We start from the raw sequence: 16,669 nt of genomic DNA, 5'->3' as shown, positions 1-16,669 counted from the left end.
GTCCTGCCACGGGGGGTCCTCGGGGGGGGTGGGCTGCCCTTCGAGGGTACGCGGCGTTGCCCGCCCCCTGCCCCGGCGCTCCTGGGGCTCCGCCCCAGACCCCGTTGAATCCCCCACCCCGCCCCTTCCCGCTGTGACACTCTGCGGCTCCGCCACGTGGCCTCCGGGGGTGGGTGGGTCGGCTGCGGCCCGTTGGTGGCCCTGGGGCTCCGCCCCAGACCCCGTTCGCGCCTTAAGGGCGCTCGTCCTCAATCGCCGGACGGGCTGGAGGTGGGCGCAGGTCCGTGATCGTCGACCGGCCGGGGATGCGCACATGGGCATCCTGCCCAGGCCAACCCTGCTAGGGGCGCGGGGAACTGCGCGAGCAACCACCCACGGCCCGCAGCCAATCGACCACCCACCCAGCCCCTCCGGCGGTTGAGGAGCCGGGTCCGGGGCGGGGCCCCGGGGGCTCAGGCTCCGCATCCGCTGTACAGGTGGGTGGGAGGGGAACCTCCGGGGTTTGGGCGGAGCCCCGAGGGCGGGGCTACTGGTCCGAGGAGAAGCGCACCGACCCCGCCGGGAGCACCGCGTCGCACCACACCCGTACCCCCTCGCGGAGCTCGTTGTCCGGGCCCACCCTCGCGCCGTCGCCCACGACCGCTCCGGCCAGGATCGTCCGCGCGCCGATTCGCGCACCCGCTCCGACCAGCGAGTCCGTGATCACCGCACCCGCCTCGACCACCGCGTCCGACAGGATCGTGCTGCCCGTGATCCGCGCGCCCTCGCCCACCACCGCGCCGTGGCCCACCACCGTGCCGCCGGTCAGCTTCGCGTCGGGGGCCACCTTCGCCGTGGGGAGGACGAGTCGGTCGCCGCAGCGGCCGGGGACCGCCGGGGAGGGGGCGCGGCCGAGCACCAGGTCCGCCGAGCCACGCACGAAAGCCTGCGGAGTACCCAGGTCCAGCCAGTAGGTTGAATCGACCATTCCCTGGAGGTGGGCTCCCTCCGCCAGCAGGCCCGGGAACGTTTCGCGCTCCACCGAGACCGGGCGGCCCGCCGGGATCTCGTCGATCACCGAACGCCGGAACACGTACGCCCCCGCGTTGATCTGGTCCGTGACGATTTCCTCCGGCGTCTGGGGCTTCTCCAGGAAGGCCGTGACGCGGCCGGTCGGGTCGGTGGGGACCAGGCCGAACGCCCTCGGGTCGTCGACCCGGGTCAGGTGCAGGGAGACGTCCGCGCCGGAGGAGTCGTGGGTGTCCACGAGCGCCCGGATGTCCAGGCCCGTCAGGATGTCGCCGTTGAAGATCAGGACCGGGTCGTCGGGGCCCGAGCGGAGCCGGGACGCCACGTTGCGGATGGCGCCGCCCGTTCCCAGCGGCTCGTCCTCCGTCACGTACTCGATGCTGAGGCCGAGCGCGGAGCCGTCGCCGAAGTACGGCTCGAACACCTCGGCCAGATAAGAGGTGGCCAGGACGATGTGGTCGACGCCCGCCGCGTGGGCCCGGGCCAGCTGGTGGGTGAGGAAGGGGACGCCGGCCGCCGGAACCATCGGCTTGGGTGTGTTCACCGTGAGCGGGCGCAGCCTCGTGCCCTTGCCGCCGACCAGGAGGATCGCTTCTGTCACCTGTCGTCTCTGCTTCCTGCTGGGGCCGGCCTTCGGATTCCGTCACGCTGGGGCGGAACTCCCGGCCGGCCAGTGTATGCAGACTGTCCGGATGCTCATGCCGCCCGGTCAGCGCCGGCCCTGGTAGCGGGCCGCGGCGGCCCGGATCGTGCCGAGCCTGCCGTACAGGCGCGTCCCCGGGCAGTCGGTGGCGAATCCGTCGCGGTGACCGGCGATGGCGTTGAACTTGACGCTGCGTCCCTTCTTGTAGCGGTTGCCGCCGGCGGAGACGAGCGTGCTCTTGCCCTTCGGATTCGCTCCGTACAGTCCGAGCTTCCAGGCCGAGAGTTGCTCGATGGCTTTGAGGGCGGCGGCTGGCGGGTTCGTGTCGTTGTATGTGCCAAGGAGCGCGATGCCCACGCTGTTGGTGTTGAAACCGAGAGTGTGCGCGCCCATGACGGCCTTGGCCACACCCCCGGCGCGGCCTTCGTAGATCTTTCCGCACTTGTCGACGGCGAAGTTGTAGCCGATGTCCCGCCAGCCGTTGCTCTTGACGTGGTAGCGATAAATACTGCGCAGAACGGAGGGCGCCTGGGCACAGGTGTATCCGTTGCCGGACCCGGTGTGGTGGACGAAGGCGACCTTGACGCTCTTGGTGTAGAGGAACCCGCTCTCGCGCATCCCCTCGTCGGCGCCCCAGCCCTTGCGCGTGATGATGCGCGGCCGCTTCCCGACGTACGGGCGGGCCTGGGCCGTGGTCCCGGCCGCCTCGGCCGCCTCGGCCCGCGTCGCGGCCTCGTCCAGGGCGGGCAGCACGTCGGGGGCCCGCAGCTCGCGGGTGCCCTCGCCCGTGTCCTCCTCGGCGGGTGCGGCGCCCGGGTCGACGAGGTCCAGGCGCAGCCCCTTGGGAAGCGGCTCGCCGTCGGCGCCTTCGGGGCGTACGCGTGCCTCGACGGCGTCCGAGTCGCCGACCCACAGCGGCGCGGTCGAACCGTGCAGGGGGCGCGCGGCCTCGGGGGTGCCGGGGTCGGCGGCGTGGTCGTGGTTGTTGGTGTCCAGGTCCTGCCAGTCGGACCAGGTGCCGGCCCCGCGGCCCCGGGTGCGGACCTGGGCGCTGGCGTGCAGCTCGTCGTCGGCGTTGTCCCAGACCACGCCGACCAGCGAGAACGGCCGCACTTCCCGCTGGGCCAGGCCCTCTTGGGACGCGCCGTCCGCCGCGCGGTCCGCCCCGGGCAGCGGGTCCAGCGGCAGCGACTGGGTGGAGCCGGCGAGTTCCGCGGCGGCCGACGGCGGCGCGGAACTCGACGCCGCTACGGGTGTCGTGGCCGCCAGGGGGAGGGCGAGGGCCGCGACAGCGGCGACGCCGATCGAAGACGCATGGAAGCTACGCATGCTGACGATCGTGGACATAGATGGACAATCCTGTCCATTGCAGAACTGACGGTCCGTCGGCCAAACCGGTGTACGCAGCCCGCCCACCGGTGCCGGTGCCAAGGCCGCGCGCCACGTAGCCTTGCCCGCGTGAACGCCAGCGACCGCACCCCTGCCGACCTGCTGCGATCCGCGCTCGCCGCGGACCCGGGCCGCCCCTTCATCACCTTCTACGACGACGCCACCGGCGAACGCGTGGAACTGTCCGTCGCCACCTTCGCCAATTGGGTGGCCAAGACCGCGAATCTGCTCCAGGGCGATCTCGCCGCCGAGCCCGGCGACCGCCTCGCGCTGCTGCTCCCCGCGCACTGGCAGAGCGCCGTGTGGCTGATGGCCTGCCACTCGGTGGGCGTGACCGTCGAGCTCGGCGGCGATCCGGCCGCGGCCGACCTCGTGGTCAGTGGCCCCGACACCCTGGAGGAGGCCCGCGCCTGCACCGGCGAGCGGGTGGCGCTCGCGCTGCGCCCGCTCGGCGGCCGCTTCCCGCAGCCGCCCGCGGGGTTCGCGGACTACGCCGTCGAGGTGCCGAGCCAGGGCGATCGTTTCGCGCCGTTCGTGCCCGTCGACCCGGACGCCCCCGCGCTCGCCGTCGACGGCCTCGAACTGAGCGCCGCCGAACTCGTCGAGCGGGCCCGCGCGGCGGCCGCCCAGCTCGGCCTCGGCTCCGGTTCACGGCTGCTTTCGGCACTCTCGTACGACGGCTGGCAGGGGCTCGCGAGCGGTCTGTACGCCCCGCTCGCCTCGGGCGGCTCGGTCGTCCTGTGCCGCAACCTGGCCCAACTGGCCGACGGCGGGCTTGAGAAGCGGGCCGAGAGCGAGCGGGTCACGCACCGCTCGCTGTGACGGCCCGCTGAACTCCACCCTTGTGGCCCACTCGGGGGGCCGACTCCTCGGGCCCCGCCAGCGCCTCCGGTACATGATCGACCGTACGCACAACCATGCGCGCGATTCGGCCGTCTACCGGGGTGCCCGGCGGCGCACCGCGCCCGCCGACCCCGTGATGGCCCGTGAGGATGGACGCCGACGTGACCGACAGTGCTGGCACTCCCCCTGAACCGGAGGACCGGGCCGGGGCCGAGCAGCCACCGCCGGCCACCGGCGCCTCAGGGGACTCGGAGCCCGAGGTCCCGGAGAGCACGGAAACCACGGAGACCACGGAAGCCGAACCGGACACCGAGCCCGCGGCCGCGGAAGCCGCCGGGACCACGGACCCCGGACCCGACGCGGAGCCCGCCGCGGCAGAGCCCGAGGGCGCCAAGGGCGGCCGTCGCTGGCTGCGTTGGACGGCGCTCGGCGTCTCCGTCGTCGTCCTCGCGGCGGCCGGAACCGGCTGGTGGTTCTACCGGAAGCTCGACGACAACATCCAGACGGACACCACCGCCGCGCACGAGCTGGACAAGTACGAGCGGGACCGGCCCGCCTCCGTCGTGCACGACGCGCAGAACCTGCTGCTCATCGGCTCGGACTCGCGCGCCGGCAACAACTCCTCGTACGGCAGGGACGACGGCGGCAGCCAGCGCTCGGACACCACGATCCTGCTGCACCTGGCCGCCGACCGGCTCAGCGCCACCGCCGTCTCGCTGCCGCGCGACCTGATGGCCGACATCCCCGCCTGCGGCAGACCGGACGGCACCCAGACCAAGCAGCAATTCGCCCAGTTCAACTCGGCGTTCGAGATGGGCGGCGCGGCCTGCACGATCCGTACGGTCGAGAACATGACCGGCATCCGGATCGACCACCACATGGTGGTCGACTTCAGCGGGTTCAAGGACATGGTCGATGCGGTGGACGGCGTCGAGGTCTGCCTGAAGGAGCCGGTCGACGACCGGCAGGCCCATCTGAAACTCCCCGCCGGACGTCAACTGCTGCGCGGAGAACAGGCGCTGGGCTTCGTACGCTCCCGGCACGGCTTCGGGGACGGCAGCGACACCCAACGCATGGACCGCCAGCAGCAGTTCCTCGGCTCGCTGATCAAGAAGGTGCAGAGCAACGGGGTGCTGCTCAACCCGACCCGCCTCTTCCCGGTCCTGGACGCGGCGACCAGATCCATCACCACGGACCCGGGTCTGAACACCCTGAAGGATCTGTACGACCTGGTGCGCTCGGTGCGCGGGATTCCGACCGAGAACATTCGCTTCCTGACCGTTCCGCGCCAGCCCTACGCGTACGACAGCGACCGCGACGAGCTCGTGCAGCCGGACGCGGACGGGCTCTTCAAGCAGCTGCGCGAAGACCGGCCGATCAAGGTGGCGCCCGCCGCGGACGTGACGAAGGCCAAGGAGAGCGCGAAGCCCGGCTCCGGCTCGGACGGCAAACGGCCCGACGATCCGGACCCCTCGCCGAGCCCTTCGGCGACGCCCGTCTACTCCGGTACGAACGCCGCCTCGGGCATGTGCGGCTAGCCGGGCGTGTATGTCTGCATCCTGTGAAATACACATGACCACCAGCGGATTGGGGTCAAATGCCCGGTTGTAAAGGGCGTGGAATTTGTCACGGCCGTCGCTCTTGGACGAACTGGCCAGATAGTGTGACGCGATCCGGTGCGACCGGCCAACGGGCCGCGCACTGCATGAGCGAATGATTGAGCGCTTTGGGGGAAGCGACTCGGCACCGACGGAGGACAGAAGCAACCGTGGATGCGCAGAGCCGTGGGCGGGCCGATGATGTCGACCCCGCAGACCAGTGGGTCCTCAACCCGGAAACCGGCACTTACGAATTGCGACTGAGTCCTTCCGGAACGCAGTCGAATTCCGCTCCCGGCCGGTCGTCGACCGGTCCCGCATCGGGCAGGAGATCGGGGCAGTCCGGACGTTCCGGGCGCCGAGAGGTGCCAGGGCAGCGCAACCGCCGATCGAACCGGTCACCCGAGGAGTCCCCCGACGCCCAGGGCCGCCGCAAGCGCAAGCCCAAGGCGACGCGCAAGAAGAAGGCGCTGCTGTGGACGGGCGGCGTGATGGGCTTCGTCCTGGTCGTCGGCGCGGGCGGCGCGTACTGGCTCTACCAGCACTTCAACGGCAACCTGAACACCGTCGACGTCGGTGACGCGGGCAGCAAGAGCTCGGTGCCGGACGGGGCGTTCAACGTCCTGGTCATCGGCACCGACAAGCGCACCGGCGCGGGCAACGAGGGCTACGGCGACGCGGGCAGCGAGGGCCACGCCGACACCAACATCCTCTTCCACGTCTCGGCGGACCGGACCAACGCGACCGCGATGTCCATCCCGCGCGACATGGTGATCGACATCCCCGCCTGCCCGACCAAGCAGAAGGACGGCACCACCAAGACGGTGCCGGCGGAGAAGAAGGTGCGGTTCAACACGAGCCTGGGCCAGGAGGGCCGCGACCCGGGCTGCACGATGCGTACGGTCAAGCAGATCACCGGGCTCAACGTCGACCACTTCATGATGGCCGACTTCAACGCCGTCAAGGAGCTGTCCACGGCCGTCGGCGGCGTCAAGGTCTGCCTCACCAAGGCGGTGGACGACCCGAAGTCGCATCTGAAGCTCCCGGCCGGCGAGAGCGTCGTCAAGGGCGAGCAGGCCCTCGCGTTCGTACGGACCCGGCACAGCTTCGCCGGCGAGAGCGACCTCTCGCGCATCAAGCAGCAGCAGCAGTTCCTCGGCTCGATGATCCGGCAGATGAAGTCGGACGACACCCTCGGCAGCCCGACCAAGATGTACGGGCTCGCGGACGCCGCGACCAAGGCGCTCACGGTCGACTCCGGAATAGGCAGCATCAAGAAGCTGACCGACCTCGCCCAGGTCATCGGCAAGATCGACGCGAAGAACATCACCTTCACCACGCTGCCGGTCATAGACAATCCGGCCGAGGGGAAGAAGCACATCACCGTCGTGCCCGACCCGACGAAGGCCGACGCGCTGTTCGCGATGATGCGCGCCGACACCTCGCTCACCGAGGTGAAGAAGAAGGAGGCGGACGCCCAGAGCTCGGCCGCCGCCGAGGAGGCCGCCCGCCTCAACGGCCCCCGCGCCAAGGCCTCCGACGTACGGGTCACCGTGCTCAACGGCGGCGCGGCGGCGGGCTCCGCCGGGGACGTGGTGACCTGGATGCAGAACCAGGAGGGCGTGCTCAAGTCGAGCAACGGCTCGAACGCGCCGGCGAAGGTGCCCGCCACGGTCCTGGCCTACGCGCCGAACCAGGCCGACCAGGCCCGCAAGCTCGCGGATCTGCTCGGCCTGTCCGCCTCGGCCCTGAAGCCGGGCACGAAGGACGCCGTGGGCAAGGAGCCCATGGTGCTGACCCTCGGCCCCGACTTCAAGCAGGCGGGAACACCCATAGCCGCTCCGGCCAAGGCACCGGAGGGCATTCAGAAGGTCGAAGCCGACAAGTCGGTGTGCGCCAAGTAGACGGACTCACGGCCCATCCGGGGCCTCAGGGGGAGTCGATACAACAGGGGGTAGTGGGGTGGGCAAGAACAGCGTGCGCGGGGAGGGGACGCAGGGACGCGTCGAACGCGCGGGCGAACTCGGCTGGGACGAGAGCCTGTACGAGGACGACGCGTCCGGTGGGCCCAAGTCGCCGACGGATTCCGGCAGTTCAGGCCCGCCGGGCGAGTCCGGCGCGGCCGAGGGCACAAGCCTGCCCGAGGACCCCGCCGCGGCCGGCCGCGGGCACCGCAGGGGCGGCAGCCGCAAGCGGGGCAGACGCAAGCACCGAATACTGAGATGGACCGCGATCACACTCGCGGTCCTCATACTCGGGACGGCCACCGCCGGTTACCTGTACTACCAGCACCTGAACAACAGCATCCGCAAGGGCGAGCGCAGCGCGGGCGGCAGCGACGCCAAGAAGACCGCGCCGAACGCCGACGGCCAGACGCCGCTGAACATCCTGCTGATCGGCTCGGACAGCCGGGCCTCGGACGACAACGTCAAGCTCGGCGGCGGCAAGGACATCCGGGACGGCGACGCGCACGCGGACGTACAGATGTTGCTGCACGTCGCGGCCGACCGCAAGAACGCCTCGGTCGTCAGCATCCCGCGCGACACCCGGGTGGACATGCCGCAGTGCAAGGACACCGAGAAGAACAAGACCTACCCGGCCACGAACGCCATCATCAACGAGGCGCTCGGACGCGGCGGGGCGGGCTGTGTCCTGGACACCTGGGAGAAGCTGACCGGCATCTACATCGACCACTGGATGATGGTCGACTTCGCCGGTGTCGTGGCCATCTCGGACGCCGTGGGCGGCGCCGACGTCTGCGTGAAGCAGAACATCGACGACCACTCCACGAAGCTCCAGAAGGGCGGCTCGGGTCTGCACCTCACCGCGGGCAACCACACGGTGAAGGGCGAGCAGGCCCTCCAGTGGCTGCGCACCCGGCACGCCTTCGGCAGCGACATCGGCCGCTCCCAGGCCCAGCACATGTACATGAACTCGGTGATCCGCAACCTCAAGGACCAGGACGCGTTCAGCGACACCGGCCGCCTGATGGGCATCGCCGACGCCGCGATCAAGACGCTCAAGGTCTCCTCGGAGCTCGGCACCGTCAAGAAGCTGTTCGACCTGGGTATGGAGCTCAAGGACATCCCCATGGACCGCATCAACATGCTGACCATGCCGCGCCTGCCCGACCCCAAGGACCCGGATGCCCACGTGGTGCCGGACAGGGCGAAGGCCGACGCGCTGTGGGCGATGCTGCGGGACGACAAGCCGCTGGACGGCAAGAGCGACGGCAAGCCCGCCGCCCCGCCTTCCAAGGGCCCGGCCGCCGCGGCCCCCGACTCGCTCGCGGTGAGCGTGGTCAACGGCACCGGCACGGGCGGCCGCGTCGCCGCCAAGGGCCGGGCCACCGAGGTGGTCACCGCCCTCAAGGCCAAGGGCTTCAAGAAGGCCGAGACGGGTTCCAGCAACCCCGCCTCCACCAGTGAGGTCGACTACCCCAAGGCCGCGGGCGAGCAGGGCAAGGCGGACGCGGAGTCGATCGCCACGGCGCTCGGCCTGCCCGCCTCCGCGGTCAAGGCCGCCGACGTCAAGGGCCTGACCCTGGTGGTCGGCGGCGACTGGCGCACCGGCGACAGCTACCCGAAGCAGGACGCCAAGGCGAGCGACCCGCTCAAGGACGCCGAGACGGTCAACGGAGCCGACAAGGGCGCCTGCATGGAGGTGTATGCGCCCTACCGCTTCTAGCCCGCGTACGTAGCCGAAAGGGGGCGCCCGGTGCCGCAAAGCACCGGGCGCCCCCTGTTGCGTACGTTCAGACAGACGTGGTCCGCACGGCCGGGCGGCGGCTCGCGATGACCTTCTTGGCCAGCGCCTTCGGGCTGGTGAGGAAGCCGAAGCCCCACGACATGTGCATCGTGGCGAGCGCCACCGGGATCTGGGCGCGGGCCCTGAGCGAGAGCCCCTTGCCGGCCGGCAGCGAGCCCGCGGCGATCGCGGCCAGGTATCCGGCCGGAACCACGAACCCCCAGGGCGTGACGAGCGCGCCCACCACGACGCCCGCGGCGATCGCGCAGACGGCGGTCGGCGGCGCCAGATAGCGCAGGTTGATGGAGCCCTCGTGGTAGCGGGCCACCACATGGCGCCAACGGCCGTAGTCCTTGTACTGCTTGGCCAGTGCCTTCACCGACGGCCGGGGCCAGTACTGGACCTTGAGCTCGGGCGAGAACCAGATGAGGCCGCCGGCCTCCCTGATCCGGAAGTTCAGCTCCCAGTCCTGGGCACGGATGAACTCCTCGTTGTAGCCGCCCTGTTGCTCAAGGGCCTCACGGCGGAAGACACCCAGATACACGGTTTCGGCGGGCCCGGCCGCGCCTCCCGTGTGGAAAACCGCGTTGCCGACGCCGATCTTCGAGGTCATCGCGGCGGCGACCGCGTCCTCCCAGGCGTTCTCGCCCTCGGCGTGCATGATGCCGCCGACGTTCTGCGCGCCGGTCTCCTCCAGGAGCCGTACGGCGGTCGCGATGTAGTTCGGCGACAGCATGCCGTGGCCGTCGACGCGTACCACGATCGGGTGGCGGGAGGCCTTGATGGCGGCGTTCAGGGCCGCGGGCGTGCGCCCGGTGGGATTGGGGACCGTATGGACCCGGGGGTCGTCGGCCACCAGCTCGGCGGCGATCTCGTCGGTGCGGTCCGTGGACGGGCCGAGCGCGATCACCACCTCCATCTCGCCCGCGTACTCCTGCTCCAGGATGTGACGGACCGAGTTGCGCAGATGCCGCTCCTCATTGAGGACCGGCATGATCACGGAAACAGCAGGCGTGGCGTTCATCGGTGGTCACGTTACCGCGAATGGGGGACACGGTCGCGCGGCGGCCGGGGCGGTGCACGGGGTAGCTGATCGTATGGGCCTACGGTGCTCAAGATCCCCCTGTCACCCGCGGAGGTCCCCGTGCCCACGCCGCCCCGCCCGCGCCCCGTACGACCCGGTCAGCCCCGCAGCAGACAGCACGACGAGCGCCCCCGCTGGGGCTTGCGGCTCGCGACCACGCTGTCCGTCCTGGTGCTCGGCGCGGGCGGGGTCGGGCATGCGGTGGTGACCAGCCTGGACGGCGGGATCGGCCGGGTCGACCCGTTCCGGGACATGAAGAACCGGCCGCAGGGCAGCCGGGGCACGAACATCCTGCTCGTCGGCACCGACGGGCGGGACAAGATCACGTCGGAGGAGAAGCGGAAGTACCGGCTCGGCGGGGCCCCCTGCCACTGCACGGACACGATCATGATGGTGCACGTGTCGGCGGAGCGGGACCGGGTCAGCGTCGTGAGCCTGCCGCGCGACTCCTACGCCGAGGTCCCCGAGCACACCGACGAGGCCGGCCAGCACCACGTCAAGCACCCCGTGAAGCTGAACGCGGCCTACGCCGAGGGCGGGCCCGCGCTCTCCGTGCGCACCATCGAGAACGCGACGGGGCTGAAGATCGACCACTACCTGGAGGTCGACTTCACCAGCTTCATGAAGACGGTCGACGTGGTCGGCGGGGTGCAGATCTGCACGGCCCGCCCCCTGAAGGACTCCTTCACCGGCCTCGACCTCACCGCTGGCACCCACCAGCTGAACGGCGGCGAAGCCCTCCAGTACGTGCGCTCCCGGCACACCGACGGCTCCGCCGACCTCGGCCGGATGCAGCGCCAGCAGCGCTTCCTGGCCGCCCTGATCGCGAAGGCGACGAGCAACGGGGTGCTCCTGAACCCGGTGAAGTTCCGCGAGGTCGCCTCGTCCCTGCTCTCCTCGGTACGCGCCGACGAGGGCTTCGGGGTGGAGGAGATGCTGAACTTCGCCTCCGCGATGAAGGGGTTCTCGCCCTCCTCGTCGGACTTCACCACGGTGCCGCTCGGGCAGCTCAACATCCAGGTCAAGGGCGTCGGCTCGACCGTGAAGTGGGACGACGCGAAGGCGAAGAAGCTGTTCCAGCTGCTCCGCGACGACAAGCCGCTGGCCCCGCACGCACCCCCGCCGAAGGCGGCCCCCAAGGACGCGAAGCCGCCGCGCAAGAACCCTGGCTCGATCGTCGAGGTCGACCCCGCGCGGATCAAGGTGCAGGTCTACAACGGGACCCGCACCGACGGGCTCGGCCAGCGCGTCGACGACGCCCTGCAGGCCACCGGCTTCAAGACCACCGGCTCCCCCCGGCCGAGCGCCAACCTGGCCATGCGCCGCACCTTGATCGAGTACGACCCGCGCTGGGACCGCTCCGCCGGGTCCCTGGCGATCGCCCTGCCGGGCAGCGAGCTGCGCCCGGTGAAGGGGCTCGGCGCCATGATGAAGGTGACGGCGGGCGCCGACTTCAAGGACGTGGTCCCGGTCCGGGCGGAGGAACAGCCGCAGGGCGACTTCGGAACGGTGACGGGGGACAAGGTGGTCTGTCCCTGAGCCCCTGATGGGGGCTAGTCGTCCAGGCCCTCCGCCGCCCTCTTCTCCCGGAGCTCCATGATCGCGCGGCGCCGCGCGAGCCGGTGGGTGCGGCGGATCTGGGCCTCCTGGTAGCGGCGCTCGTCGCGCTCGGTCTCGGGGACCACCGGGGGCACCGGGCGGGGCTTGCCGTCGGCGTCGACCGCCGCGAAGACGAGGTAGGCGGAGCCCACCTGCTGGGCCGGCGTCGACTCGTTCCAGCGCTCGGCGAGGACCCGTACGCCGACCTCCATCGAGGACCGGCCCGTCCAGTTGACCTGCGCCTTCACATGCACCAGGTCGCCGACCCTGACCGGCATCAAGAACACCATCTCGTCCATGGAGGCGGTGACGGCCGGGCCGCCCGAGTGGCGTCCGGCCACCGCGCCCGCGGCGTCGTCCACCAGCTTCATGATCACGCCGCCGTGCACCGTGCCGAGGAGGTTGGTGTCGTGGGTCGTCATGATGTGGCTCAGGGTGGTTCGGGAGGCCGAGGTCGGCTTGCCCGGAAGATCAGTCATGCGTTCCACTTTAGGCGGCGGCGCGCCGAAGCTCTTTGCATCAGCCTTGCAACAGCCCTGCCCCGAATTCCCCCCTGCCCTGTCAGCGGCCCGGGGCCGCCGTGCATGCTGGTCGGCATGAACGAATGGCCCGACGCCCGCAATGGCAACGCCCGCGGTAACGGCGAGGACGCCTACGGCCGCGGCAGCTCCGCCGCGCGGCCCGAGGGCGCGCGCCGGATGCGGCACGTCCAGCGGCCCGCCCCCGTCCCTCCCCCGCAGCGTCCCGTCCCGCAGCAGCAGCCCGGGTACGACGACGGCTACGGGCAGCCGCAGTACGGCCAGGGCACGGTGCCCGGGCAGGGCTCCTACGACAGCGGGTACAGCGAGGGCCATGTCTACGGCAGCCCGGCGGGCCGGGGTCCGGCCGGGCCCGGCGGCCCCGAGGGCCCGCGCCGGGGCGGCGGGCGCAGGCCCGGGGCGGCGCCGAACTGGCGCAAGAGGATCACCATCGGGGTGCTGTCCCTGGTCGTCGTGCTCCTGGTCACCTCGGTCGCCACGTACTTCTGGGCGGACGGCAAGGTGCGCCGCGAGGTCGACCTGTCCAAGGTCATCGACCGGCCCGCCGAGGGCAAGGGCACCAATTACCTGATCGTCGGCTCCGACTCCCGCGACGGCATGTCCGACGCGGAGAAGAAGAAGCTGCACACCGGCTCGGCCGAGGGCAAGCGGACCGACTCGATGATCCTGCTGCACGTCGGCGACAACGGGAACACGATGGTCTCGCTGCCCCGCGACTCCTGGGTGACGATCCCCAGCTTCAAGGGCTCCGACTCCGGAAAGTCGTTCCCGTCCAAGGGCAAGGACAAGCTGAACGCGGCGTTCTCCATCGACGGCCCCGAGCTGCTCGTGCGTACCGTCGAGGCGAATACCGGACTGCACATCGACCATTACGCGGAGATCGGCTTCGCGGGATTCGCGAACATCGTGGACGCGGTCGGCGGCGTGGAACTCGATATTCCGCAGGACATCAAGGACAAGGACTCCGGCGCGGACTTCAAGAAGGGCAAGCAGACCCTCGACGGACAGCAGGCCCTGGCGTTCGTCCGCAACCGGCACGGTTACGCGGCCGGCGACCTGGAGCGCACGAAGAACCAGCAGAAGTTCCTGTCCGCCCTGGCCAGCCAGACGGCGACGCCGACCACGATCCTCAACCCGTTCAAGCTGTACCCGGTGATGGGCGCGGGCCTGGACACCCTGATCGTCGACAAGGACATGAGCCTGTTCGACCTGGGCTCCATGTTCTGGGCGATGAAGGGCATCACCGGCGGCAACGGCATCTCGATGAACATGCCGGTCGCGGGCGACGGTCCGCAGACCTCGCTCCTGTGGGACAAGCCGAAGGTCACGCAGCTGGTGAACGAGCTGAAGAACGACGAGACGGTCACCGTCAAGTAGCCGCCGGGGCGCGGGCGTTGGCCGGTGCCGCATGACATGAGTCACAGAGAAACCACAGCAACCGTGGGCAACTGCCCCCAGTTGCTGTGATTTGCCCGCCGCCGGGCGCCTGACGGGCGCCCGGCGGCGGGCGTTTTTCCGCTTCCCCCGCACCGCATTGCGGCCCTACGATCACGGCCTATTTCTTTTGCGTTCTTTTGGACCGTTCTTTTGGACTCACAAAGGGCCCCAGTGAAGATAAGCCGTACTCTCGCGACGGCCGTCGCCGCCGCCGTCACCACCCCCGCCCTGCTGCTTTCCGTGACCCCGGCATTCGCCGACGGAAAACCCGCGGCACATACCGAGAAGAAGCCCACGATCGCCGAGCTCGAAAAGGCGGCGGCCGACGCCCAGAAGGCGTACGACAAGGCCGTCACGGACGAGAGCGGCGCCCGCAAGGCGCTCGACGACCTGGACTCGGCGCCGGCCGTGGTCGCGCTGAAGAACGCCCAGAAGGACGCCGACGAGGCAGCCCGCGTGAAGGCCGCCGCCGACCAGGAGCTCACCGACGCGAAGACCTGGCAGAACGCGCTGCCCGCCACCGCCGGCCCGGTCGACAAGGACCTCGCGGCCCAGCGCGTCGCCAAGGCCGAGGCGGCCGTCACGGCCGCGGACACGGCGAACGCCACCGCGGCCGGCAAGCTCGCCACCGCCAAGAAGGCGGCCGACCAGGTGCAGAACGCGGCGAAGGCCGAGCTGGAGCGCACCAAGGGCGCCAAGGCCAAGGCACTCGCCGACAAGCAGGCCGCCGACAAGGCGCTCGCCGACGCGAAGGCGGCCGGCGGCGGGGGCGGCACCGGCGGCCAGGGCGGCAAGTGCTCGCAGGACATGGCCCTCACGGCGGTCCTGAACGGCTTCCCGTCCCAGATCGCGGCGGGTTCCAGCGCCGACTTCTCGGTACGGGTGACCAACGGGACCGGCAAGCAGCTGGACCGGCTGTGGCCGTTCGTCTACGCGTACGTCAACGGCAAGGGCGGCGGCAAGGACATCGACAAGCTGGTGCACCTCCAGTGGTCCGACGCCGGCTCGAACGGCTGGAAGGACCTGCCGCTCAACCAGGCGGGCCCCGTGACCAACCTCGCGGCCGGCAAGAGCGCCGATGTGAAGCTGCGCCTGAAGGTCGACGGCTCCACGCCCGTCGGCCGGGCCGACCTGTTCGTGGCCGCCGACTACCGCAACGCGGACGGCACCTGCGGCGGGACGCCGAGCCAGGCCAGGTACGAGTTCGACGTCCTGGCCGTCGGCGCCAAGCCCACGAAGACCGGCGAGTCGAAGCCGACCACGGCCCCCCGCCCCCAGGGCGGCGCCGCGGCGACCCCGCTGTCGGCCACCGCCACCGCCCCCAAGAGCGGCGCCCTCGCGGAGACGGGCTCCTCCTCGGCACTCCCGCAGCTCGCCCTGTCCGGCGGCGCGGTGGTGCTCGGCGCCGGAGCGATCGCGCTCGTACGCCGCCGCAAGGCCGCGCAGCACTGACGCACAGCACAGCACGCCACAGCGCGGAGGAGGGCCCGCACCCGTACGCAACGGCTGCGAGCCCTCCTCAACTCCCGTACCGCTACGGCAAGTTGCGGGACATGACGATGCGCTGGACCTGATTCGTGCCTTCATAGATCTGCGTGATCTTGGCGTCGCGCATCATGCGCTCGACCGGGTAGTCGCGGGTGTAGCCGTAGCCGCCGAGGAGCTGGACGGCGTCGGTGGTGATCTCCATGGCGACGTCGGAGGCGAAGCACTTGGCGGCGGCGCCGAAGAACGTCAGGTCGGAGTCGAGGCGCTCGGACTTGGCGGCGGCCGCGTAGGTGAGCTGGCGGGCGGCCTCCAGCTTCATGGCCATGTCGGCCAGCATGAACTGGATGCCCTGGAAGTCGGCGATGGCCTTGCCGAACTGCTTGCGCTCCTGGACGTAGCCCTTGGCGTAGTCGAGGGCGCCCTGCGCGATGCCGAGGGCCTGGGCCGCGATGGTGATGCGGGTGTGGTCCAGGGTCTTCATGGCGGTCGCGAAGCCCGTGCCCTCCTCGCCGATCATGCGGTCGGCGGGGATGCGGACGTTGTCGAGGTAGACCTCGCGGGTCGGCGAGCCCTTGATGCCGAGCTTCTTCTCGGGGGCGCCGAAGGAGACGCCTTCGTCCGACTTCTCGACGACGAAGGCGCTGATGCCCTTCGAGCGCTTCTCGGGGTCGGTCACGGCCATGACCGTGTAGTACTCGCTCTCACCGGCGTTGGTGATCCAGCGCTTCACGCCGTTGAGGACCCAGAAGTCCCCGTCGCGGACGGCCTTCGTCTTCATGCCGGCCGCGTCCGAGCCCGCGTCCGGCTCGGAGAGGCAGTACGAGAACATGCCCTCGCCCTTGGCCAGCGGGCCCAGGTACTTCTTCTTCAGCTCCTCGGAGCCGGAGAGGATCACCGGGAGCGAGCCGAGCTTGTTCACGGCCGGGATGAGGGAGGAGGAGGCGCAGACGCGCGCGACCTCTTCGATCACGATGACGGTCGCGAGCGCGTCGGCGCCTGCGCCGCCGTACTCCTCCGGCACGTGCACGGCGTGCAGGTCGTTGGCGACGAGCGCGTCGAGCGCCTCCCGGGGGAAGCGGGCCTGCTCGTCGACCTCGGCCGCGAACGGACCGATCTTGGCCTCGGAGAGCGAGCGGATGGCGTCGCGGAGCATGTCGTGCTCCTCGGACGGGCGGTACAGGTCGAACTCCGAGTTGCCAGCCGTTCCGGCCAAGGTCTCTCACTCCCCAAGGGACGCTAACTACCGTTAAGTAACCTAATTTTAGGGGGCTGTGCCGCCGTAGGCATACGTGAG

Annotated in this window: 12 protein-coding genes; 7 read left to right on the top strand and 5 right to left on the bottom strand. The window is 70.6% G+C overall.

The annotated features are described in order from the left end of the window. Positions 1 to 526: 526 nt before the first annotated feature. The gene (locus tag ADK54_RS09465) at positions 527 to 1,609 is read right to left on the bottom strand and encodes a nucleotidyltransferase family protein (RefSeq protein WP_053725095.1); all 1,083 of its coding nucleotides are present in this window, start codon (positions 1,607 to 1,609) and stop codon (positions 527 to 529) included. Between the two features lie 108 nt (positions 1,610 to 1,717). Continuing rightward, positions 1,718 to 2,980 carry a peptidoglycan recognition protein gene (locus tag ADK54_RS09460; RefSeq protein WP_053725113.1) on the bottom strand — a complete coding sequence of 421 codons (1,263 nt, stop codon included), beginning with the start codon at positions 2,978 to 2,980 and terminating at the stop codon, positions 1,718 to 1,720. 129 nt (positions 2,981 to 3,109) lie between these two features. Between ADK54_RS09460 and ADK54_RS09455 the strand changes: the two genes are divergently transcribed. The 4 genes from ADK54_RS09455 (at position 3,110) to ADK54_RS09440 (ending at position 9,168) form a co-directional block, all read left to right on the top strand. Continuing rightward, positions 3,110 to 3,862 carry a TIGR03089 family protein gene (locus tag ADK54_RS09455; protein WP_053725094.1) on the top strand — a complete coding sequence of 251 codons (753 nt, stop codon included), beginning with the start codon at positions 3,110 to 3,112 and terminating at the stop codon, positions 3,860 to 3,862. Positions 3,863 to 4,044: 182 nt separating this feature from the next. Continuing rightward, positions 4,045 to 5,421, top strand: coding sequence for an LCP family protein (locus ADK54_RS09450; RefSeq protein WP_053725112.1), 1,377 nt, complete (start codon positions 4,045 to 4,047; stop codon positions 5,419 to 5,421). Between the two features lie 230 nt (positions 5,422 to 5,651). Then, the gene (locus ADK54_RS09445) at positions 5,652 to 7,385 is read left to right on the top strand and encodes an LCP family protein (RefSeq protein ID WP_078966237.1); all 1,734 of its coding nucleotides are present in this window, start codon (positions 5,652 to 5,654) and stop codon (positions 7,383 to 7,385) included. 58 nt (positions 7,386 to 7,443) lie between these two features. Continuing rightward, positions 7,444 to 9,168, top strand: a complete 1,725-nt coding sequence (locus ADK54_RS09440) for an LCP family protein (protein WP_078966236.1) — start codon at positions 7,444 to 7,446, stop codon at positions 9,166 to 9,168. Positions 9,169 to 9,235: 67 nt separating this feature from the next. Here ADK54_RS09440 and ADK54_RS09435 read toward each other — a convergent pair whose 3' ends face one another. Then, positions 9,236 to 10,252, bottom strand: coding sequence for a glycosyltransferase family 2 protein (locus ADK54_RS09435; RefSeq protein WP_053725092.1), 1,017 nt, complete (start codon positions 10,250 to 10,252; stop codon positions 9,236 to 9,238). Between the two features lie 201 nt (positions 10,253 to 10,453). Between ADK54_RS09435 and ADK54_RS09430 the strand changes: the two genes are divergently transcribed. Beyond that, on the top strand, positions 10,454 to 11,851 hold the full coding sequence (locus ADK54_RS09430; RefSeq protein WP_053725091.1) for an LCP family protein: 1,398 nt from the start codon (positions 10,454 to 10,456) through the stop codon (positions 11,849 to 11,851). Positions 11,852 to 11,865: 14 nt separating this feature from the next. Here the strand turns inward: ADK54_RS09430 and ADK54_RS09425 are convergent, their stop codons facing one another. Beyond that, positions 11,866 to 12,390, bottom strand: a complete 525-nt coding sequence (locus tag ADK54_RS09425) for an acyl-CoA thioesterase (RefSeq protein WP_053725090.1) — start codon at positions 12,388 to 12,390, stop codon at positions 11,866 to 11,868. A gap of 117 nt (positions 12,391 to 12,507) precedes the next feature. Here ADK54_RS09425 and ADK54_RS09420 point away from each other — a divergent pair, with 117 nt between their 5' ends. Together ADK54_RS09420 and ADK54_RS09415 are read left to right on the top strand one after the other, a co-directional pair. Then, complete coding sequence (locus tag ADK54_RS09420; protein WP_053725110.1) at positions 12,508 to 13,827, top strand: LCP family protein; 1,320 nt, start codon at positions 12,508 to 12,510, stop codon at positions 13,825 to 13,827. 231 nt (positions 13,828 to 14,058) lie between these two features. After that, complete coding sequence (locus ADK54_RS09415; protein WP_053725089.1) at positions 14,059 to 15,339, top strand: hypothetical protein; 1,281 nt, start codon at positions 14,059 to 14,061, stop codon at positions 15,337 to 15,339. An 82-nt stretch (positions 15,340 to 15,421) separates the two neighbouring features. Here the strand turns inward: ADK54_RS09415 and ADK54_RS09410 are convergent, their stop codons facing one another. Continuing rightward, complete coding sequence (locus tag ADK54_RS09410; RefSeq protein WP_267886987.1) at positions 15,422 to 16,588, bottom strand: acyl-CoA dehydrogenase family protein; 1,167 nt, start codon at positions 16,586 to 16,588, stop codon at positions 15,422 to 15,424. Positions 16,589 to 16,669 lie beyond the last annotated feature (81 nt).

The organism is Streptomyces sp. WM6378 (genome assembly GCF_001279695.1).
GTDB lineage: Bacteria > Actinomycetota > Actinomycetes > Streptomycetales > Streptomycetaceae > Streptomyces.
The sequence above is the reverse complement of the archived record's forward strand: the minus strand, read 5'-3'. Positions and strand labels throughout refer to the sequence as shown.

Coding starts and splice junctions, on each gene's coding strand:
- ADK54_RS09425 (WP_053725090.1), bottom strand. CDS start 12,390: ATGACTGATCTTCCGGGCAAGCCGACCTCGGCCTCCCGAACCACCCTG.
- ADK54_RS09435 (WP_053725092.1), bottom strand. CDS start 10,252: ATGAACGCCACGCCTGCTGTTTCCGTGATCATGCCGGTCCTCAATGAG.
- ADK54_RS09420 (WP_053725110.1), top strand. CDS start 12,508: ATGAACGAATGGCCCGACGCCCGCAATGGCAACGCCCGCGGTAACGGC.
- ADK54_RS09460 (WP_053725113.1), bottom strand. CDS start 2,980: ATGCGTAGCTTCCATGCGTCTTCGATCGGCGTCGCCGCTGTCGCGGCC.